The sequence below is a fragment of the Vagococcus sp. genome, assembly GCF_036639995.1.
GTDB lineage: Bacteria > Bacillota > Bacilli > Lactobacillales > Vagococcaceae > Vagococcus.
In genome coordinates this window covers 15,404-22,537 of the sequence record NZ_JAVWHO010000039.1, presented here as the reverse complement: position 1 = coordinate 22,537, position 7,134 = coordinate 15,404, and the positions used below count along the sequence as shown (strand labels likewise).

At 33.8% G+C, this 7,134-nt stretch carries 6 protein-coding genes; 4 read left to right on the top strand and 2 right to left on the bottom strand.

Going from position 1 to position 7,134, the window contains the following annotated elements:
• The coding region (locus tag RR554_RS09480) for a C39 family peptidase (protein ID WP_332467897.1) at window positions 1-2,192 on the bottom strand (2,192 nt) is incomplete at its 3' end.
• A 259-nt stretch (window positions 2,193-2,451) separates the two neighbouring features.
• Here RR554_RS09480 and RR554_RS09475 point away from each other — a divergent pair.
• Window positions 2,452-3,228, top strand: a complete 777-nt coding sequence (locus RR554_RS09475) for an HAD family hydrolase (protein ID WP_332467896.1) — start codon at window positions 2,452-2,454, stop codon at window positions 3,226-3,228.
• 35 nt (window positions 3,229-3,263) lie between these two features.
• Window positions 3,264-3,521 carry a hypothetical protein gene (locus RR554_RS09470; RefSeq protein ID WP_332463795.1) on the top strand — a complete coding sequence of 86 codons (258 nt, stop codon included), beginning with the start codon at window positions 3,264-3,266 and terminating at the stop codon, window positions 3,519-3,521.
• Window positions 3,522-3,718: 197 nt separating this feature from the next.
• On the opposite strand, the gene def is transcribed toward RR554_RS09470, so the two are convergent.
• Entirely contained in the window at window positions 3,719-4,282 is a 564-nt protein-coding gene (def, locus tag RR554_RS09465; RefSeq protein WP_332463810.1) for a peptide deformylase, read from the bottom strand.
• 252 nt (window positions 4,283-4,534) lie between these two features.
• On the opposite strand from def, the gene rpsO reads away from it, so the two are divergent.
• Complete coding sequence (rpsO, locus tag RR554_RS09460) at window positions 4,535-4,804, top strand: 30S ribosomal protein S15 (RefSeq protein ID WP_332463796.1); 270 nt, start codon at window positions 4,535-4,537, stop codon at window positions 4,802-4,804.
• A 169-nt stretch (window positions 4,805-4,973) separates the two neighbouring features.
• Window positions 4,974-7,106 carry a polyribonucleotide nucleotidyltransferase gene (gene pnp / locus RR554_RS09455; protein WP_332463797.1) on the top strand — a complete coding sequence of 711 codons (2,133 nt, stop codon included), beginning with the start codon at window positions 4,974-4,976 and terminating at the stop codon, window positions 7,104-7,106.
• Window positions 7,107-7,134 lie beyond the last annotated feature (28 nt).

Genomic DNA, 7,134 nt, shown 5'->3' with positions numbered 1-7,134 from the left:
TCTGATACAGGTAACCAGTGCATTGCTCCTCGGTCATACTTAGGATGTTTTCCTCCAGAGCCAGGTCCAGCTGTTTGGCTGAAATAGAGTGGATCATAGATTAAAAAGCGGTTATTTTTATATCCTAAAATAACTTTGACATGGTTACGAGCACTATCTTTTTGATAAGATGAATAACCATAATACAAAACAGGATTTCCGTCTAAGATATGATTTGTAATAACTTGTGATGACGCACCAGAGATGTTATAAACTTTAGAATACCAACGTCTCATGTATTTAGTTAATTCATCTGGCTGAATCACACGTTTAAATCCTTCTCCAGTATAAACGTTTTTACCTATTTGCCCACCTGGATATTGCGGATACATAGGCATATTGTCCATGGCGTATTTCAAATTAACAGAAACACCTTTTGAACGTAAAGCCATTGTCATAGAAGCTCCTGCACATCCCCATGGGGCAAAAACAGGTGTGTATTGACTGACATAAGGGACAGAATCAATCACTCTAGAGGTTACTGGAAGAGCTGTCGCATTAGCGTTTAAATAGCCTTTCCAATTACCGCTAGTGTCATACATGGAATAGTAGGTAGAACCATTAAAATGTTGATATCTACCTCTCATAACAAATGTTTGGTTTAAATAATCGCGACTACTAGCTCTTTTTTCCCAATTAAAATTTTGCCAAACATCATAATTGCCGCTGACAACTTTTAATGTGCGACCATCGCTGATATAAACGCCCTGACGACCATCGCTTATTGTTGCAGCATTTGAATTAAGGTATCCGTGCCAACTCCCTTTATTATCGTATAAAGAATAGTAGACTGAGCCATTTATATGTTGATAATAGCCTTTTATCTGAAAAGTTTCATTCAAGATGCTCTTACTTGATTTTTTCTTTTTCCAACTAAAATTTTGCCAAACATCATAATTTTCTTTTGTCACTGAGGCAAAATTGTTTGAATTGATGAAAGCACCTTGCCTGCCATCACCTTCTTTAACGGCATTTTTATTGATATAGCCAAACCATTTGTTGTTATCATCATATAGCGAATAGTACGTTGAGCCGTTTAAGTGTTCATAGCTACCAGTTACTTTAAATGTTTTATTTAATAAACTCGCTGGTTCATGGCGAACTTGCCAATTAAAGTTAGAGTAAGTAGGGTAGTTTTTATTAAGAAGAGTCACGTATTTGGATGTTTTTATCCAAGGTCCCTGTCTACCTGAGGTTTCAGTGACTGCATCTTTATTAACGTAGCCCAGCCATCCACCGTTACCGTCATATAATGAATAGTAAATAGAGCCATTAAAGTGACGATAATACCCTTGAGCATGAACCGTCTTATTCATTATGTTTGTAGTATTATTTTTTTCTTTCCAACTAAAACTACCCCAAATAGAATAATTTTTCTTTGAAACAACGACATACTTATCAAGGGCTAGCCAAGGTCCTTGTCTGCCATCACCAATTCTAACGTCGTTGTTCTCTACATACCCTTGCCAAGTTCCTTTGTTATTGTATATAGAGTAATAGGTTTTCCCGTTAAAATGATGATAAACACCTTGAGAATGAAGTGTTTCTTCAAAAGTTGCTTTTTCTGCATCTTTTTTGTCGAAAGAAAAATTTTTGTAAATTGCAACTGATTGATTATTTAATGTTACAAACTCATTATTTTTTTGCCAAATTCCTTGAGCTCCATCAGCTTCTTTTACTGTATCTTTTGCAACATACCCAATAGCTTTATTTTCTTTACTATATAAAAGAAAATAAATATTGCCATCTTTTGTTGTCACTATTTCTTTCACAGAAAAAGTTTGATTAATAAGTGACTCCGTTGTACCACTTGCTTCTTTTTTAATTTCTTGCCAAATCTTCCCATCTGATTTAACAATAGTAACGTATTTATTTTCAACGTCTTTTTTGATGATATCGTCTGTTTCTTTTGATTCATCCATCTTAATGGCTTTTTGAACTTGAGTGTCGCTTGTTTCAGTTGTAACTAGTGAGTCACTTGTCTGCGTTGATTCTGTTGCTTCCGGTAAAGCTTCTTCACTAGACAATGTTGTTTCTTCGGTAATACTAGCTTCTTGTGATTGGCTGGACGTTATGACTGCTTCATCAGCGAATACTATGCTAGGAAATAGCAAAAGTAACAACGCGGTCAGTTTAACCGTATTCTTTTTCATTTTTACCCTCCTATTTAATCGAACATGTAGATATACGTTTTATATTTGCACATCAAATCCATGTTAACATACCTATTTCTGAATATATAGACTGTAAATGATAAAAAAGCTTTACTTTTGAATATTTAGGTTCTAATAATATAGAAAAAAGCAACAGAAAGCTTATTTTTTTATTGAATAGTCGTTTAAACAACTAAGCTCTGAAGAAATAATTCGTTTTTTTTGCTATAATTAGTCTATAAACCTTAGGAGGAAAAACATGACAAAAAAGTTAGTCGTATTTGATATAGATGGCACGTTAATTACAAACGATCATCAATTGTTGGATGAAACAGCAGAAGCGATAAAGAGACTACAAAATAATGGCCATATGGTAATGGTAGCAACAGGTAGAAGTTATCCGATTGCTAAAAGTGTTTTAGATGAAGCGGGCATTACTCACAGTATTTTAAGTAATGGAGCAGTGGCTTTTGCAGAAAATAAACAAATTTATAGTAACCCACTAGATAAAGAATCAATGCTGAAGTTAATTGAAGTTAGTGATGAGCATCAAATTGATTTGGTTTTTAACGGCCTAATGGAGACAAAACTTAGAAATAAAGATTTCCATCCAGAGACCAAGTTAGCGATGGAAAGTTTTGGACAGGCTTTACCTGATATAGATGTAAGTTTCCATGAAAAGGAAGATGTTTATCAAATTGTGGCATTATTAAGTGAAGAAAAAATGTCAGCTTATAATGACAAATTTCCTGAATTTCGATTTGTTCGTTGGCATGAATATGGAGTAGACGTGTTACCAGAAAATGGTTCTAAAGCAGAAACATTAAAAGTTGTTGCTAAACAGTACGGGTTTAATCGCGAAGATATTATTGCGTTTGGTGATGGAAATAATGATATGGAAATGATTCAATATGCAGGGATTGGTGTTGCAATGGGAAATGGGCGCGATGAGCTAAAAGAAGTGAGCGACTTTGTGACATTAACGAATAATGATGGCGGAATTTGTCATGCTTTACGAGAATTTAAGTTAATATAGTACATCAATAAGTTAATGAAAGAAAGGTGACTAAGATGGAGAGAAAAGGAATTATTTGGCGATTTGGTCTACTGGGTATTTTATTGTACCAATTTTTTTACACGCGAGAAATTTGGCATAAAAAAGGCTTTGTATTTCTTTCTTTTAGTCTAAGTTTCATTGTAACCTTCATGATAATCGGGTATTTGGTGTTAATCACAACAGGAAATGAAATGAAGTGGTTAATTGTAATTATCGCACTGGGTATTCTTTATGGTGCTTGGGCACAAGCTTATTTTAAAATAACAAGATAAAAATATTTTTTTAAAAATAGAGTAAGACAAAATCTTGAAAAAAAGATTTTGTCTTTTTTTATTAAATAAATACAATCATTGATATAAACAGTTATACAGCAATAAAAAAAGCTAATTAAATAAAAAAATGGCTATTCTATATTGGAATAGCCAAATCTGTAAAATGAACCAATTATTTAAAAAATTTCTTATGCTTTTTATTGAATAAGTAACACATCGTCTGGTGCATAATTTGGGTTAGCTTCATTAATATGATCATAAAACATAATACCATTTAAATGATCAATTTCGTGTTGAACCACTATAGCAGGATAATTTTTTAAACGAATGTTTCTCTTTTCTCCGTCTTGGTTAAAGTAAGAAATTGAAATTTTATTGTTTCTAATGACAAGACCAGGAACATGACGGTCTACAGATAAACAACCTTCTCCTTCTTCAATAGCAGCTTGCTGAACGGAATGACTTAAAACTTTAGGATTATACATCACTTCACTTAAGAAGGGTTCTCCATCTTCTTCTTCCATATTAGGAATTTCAATTGCGATAACACGTTTTGAAATGTCTAATTGAGGTGCAGCTAGACCAACGCCTCCTCTTAGTTGATATTTTTCAGATAGTTCAGGGTCCTGACTATTCTTTAAAAATTCTCGCATATTGTCGCCTAATTCTCTGTTTTCTTCAGACAAAGGAAAAGGAACTTCCTCTGCAATTTGACGAAGTGTGGGATGTCCTTCGCGAATAATATCATCCATTGTAATCATAAGTGACATACACTTCCTTTCTATTATTATATTCTATCATAGCTTCCTCAAATAATTGTAATATTTGTTTAACTAAAAAGAAAGAGAATTATTGATAAAAAAAGGAAAAAAAGCACAATAATTCCTTGCTTTTAACGTAAAAATCAGGTAAAGTACCATTGTGTGATGATAAACATCACGACCTATTTCTAGGTTATTCGAGTCACCAACGAATTACTCAGTTGTAGGGAAAAAATTGAAGAGGTGAAAGAAATGGCAATTACAAAAGAACACAAAAATGAAATCATCAAAGAGTACGCTCGTCATGAAGGAGATACTGGTTCTCCAGAAGTACAAATCGCAGTTTTAACAGCTGAAATTAATGCATTAAATGAGCATGCTCAAATTCACAAAAAAGATCATCATTCATACCGTGGACTAATGAAAAAAATTGGTCACCGTCGTAATTTATTAGCTTACTTACGTAAAAATGATGTTCAAAGCTACCGTGAATTAATTAAGAGCTTAGGTTTACGTCGTTAATTTTTAAACATTTAAGAAAAAGTGAGGTCTTGTTTGGATCTCGCTTTTCTTTTAAAAAAAAGCACACGATGAAGGTGAAACTACTATGCAAATGTGAGAGTTTTATCATTATAATTTTGACATTTGTTTAGTAGAACGTTCATTGGTGTGACATAAGGAGATAATAATAATGTTGAGTTCTGAAAAAAGAGTATTCGAAACAACTTGGGGCGGACGTCCTTTATCAGTTGAAATTGGTCAATTAGCAAAACAAGCCAATGGCGCAGTTTTAGTAAGATATGGTGACACAGTTGTTTTAACAGCTGCAGTTGCTTCAAAACAAGCAAAAGATGTGGATTTTTTCCCATTAACAGTTAATTACGATGAAAAAATGTATGCTGTTGGTAAAGTACCAGGAGGATTCATTAAACGTGAAGCGCGTCCAAGTGAAACAGCAACGTTAACAGCTCGTTTAATTGACCGTCCTATTCGTCCAATGTTTGCAGATGGCTTTAGAAATGAAGTTCAAATTACAAACGTTGTTATGAGTGTTGAACAAGATTGCCCACCACAAATGGCAGCAATGTTAGGTTCTTCATTAGCTCTTTGTGTTTCAGATATTCCTTTCAATGGCCCAATTGCAGGTGTTGAAGTTGGCCGAGTTAACGGTGAATATGTGATTAACCCGACAATTGAACAATTAGAAGCATCAGATATCGAATTAACAGTTGCCGGAACAAAAGAAGCTATCAACATGGTTGAAAGTGGTGCTAAAGAAGTATCTGAAGAAGATATGTTAGGTGCTCTTTTATTTGGTCATGCTGAAATCAAACGTTTAGTAGCTTTCCAAGAAGAAATCGCTAAAGAAATCGGCAAAGAAAAAATGGAGATTTCTTTATTACAAATTGATACTGATTTAGAAAAAGAAATCAATGATGCTTACCAAACTCGTATGGTTGAAGCTATTCAAACAGAAGAAAAATTAGCACGTGAAGATAATATTGATGCGTTAAAAGAAGAAATTAAAGCATTCTACGAAGAAAAATTTGCAGAAGATGCTGAATTAGCTAAATGGATGAAGGAAGTTCGTCAAATTTTAGAAGACATGGAAAAAAATGAAGTTCGTCGTTTAATTACCATTGATAAAGTTCGTCCTGATGGCCGTAAAATTGATGAAATTAGACCACTAGATTCAGAAATCGGAATTTTACCACGCGTTCATGGTTCTGGACTTTTCACTCGTGGACAAACACAAGCTTTAACAACATGTACATTAGCACCACTTGGTGAACATCAAATTATTGATGGATTAGGCGTTGAAGAAAGTAAGAGATTTATCCATCATTATAATTTCCCTCAATTCTCAGTAGGATCTACTGGTCCAAGTCGTGGTCCAGGTCGTCGTGAAATTGGTCATGGGGCATTAGGTGAAAGAGCTTTAGCTCAAGTTATTCCAAGTGAAGCAGACTTCCCTTACATGATTCGTTTAGTTTCAGAAGTATTAGAATCAAATGGTTCTTCTTCTCAAGCAAGTATCTGTGGTGGAACATTGGCTCTTATGCATGCCGGTGTACCGATTAAAGCACCAGTAGCAGGAATTGCTATGGGACTTGTGATGGATGATGATAATTATACAATTTTAACAGATATCCAAGGCATGGAAGACCACCTAGGTGATATGGACTTTAAAGTAGCAGGAACAAAAGAAGGTATTACAGCTCTTCAAATGGATATTAAAATCGAAGGAATTACAGAGCAAATTTTAACAGAAGCACTAGCACAAGCTAAAAAAGCTCGTATGGAAATTTTAGCTAACTTAACAGCAACTATTGCTGAACCAAACAAAGAGTTAAGCAAATATGCTCCTAAGATTGAAATGATTCAAATTAAACCAGATAAAATCAAAACAGTTATCGGTAAAGGTGGAGAAACCATCAACAAAATTATCGAAGAAACTGAAGTTAAGATTGATATTGATCAAGATGGTAATGTAAGTATTGCTCATTCAGATCAAGAAAAAATTAATCGTACAATCGAAATTATTAAAGAGTTAGTAAGAGAAGTTGAACTTGGTGAAGTTTACTTAGCTAAAGTGGTTCGTATTGAAAAATTCGGAGCTTTTGTTAACTTATTTGGTAATAAAGATGCATTAGTTCATATTTCTCAATTTGCTCATGAAAGAGTAAATAAAGTAGAAGATGTGGTTAAAATGGGCGATGAAATTTTAGTTAAAGTAACTGAAATTGACAAACAAGGCCGAGTGAATGCCTCTCGTAAAGCAATGATTGAAAAACCAAAAGAAGAAAAAACTGAAGAAAAATAAGCTAAAAGACAGTTAGAGTGAGTAGACT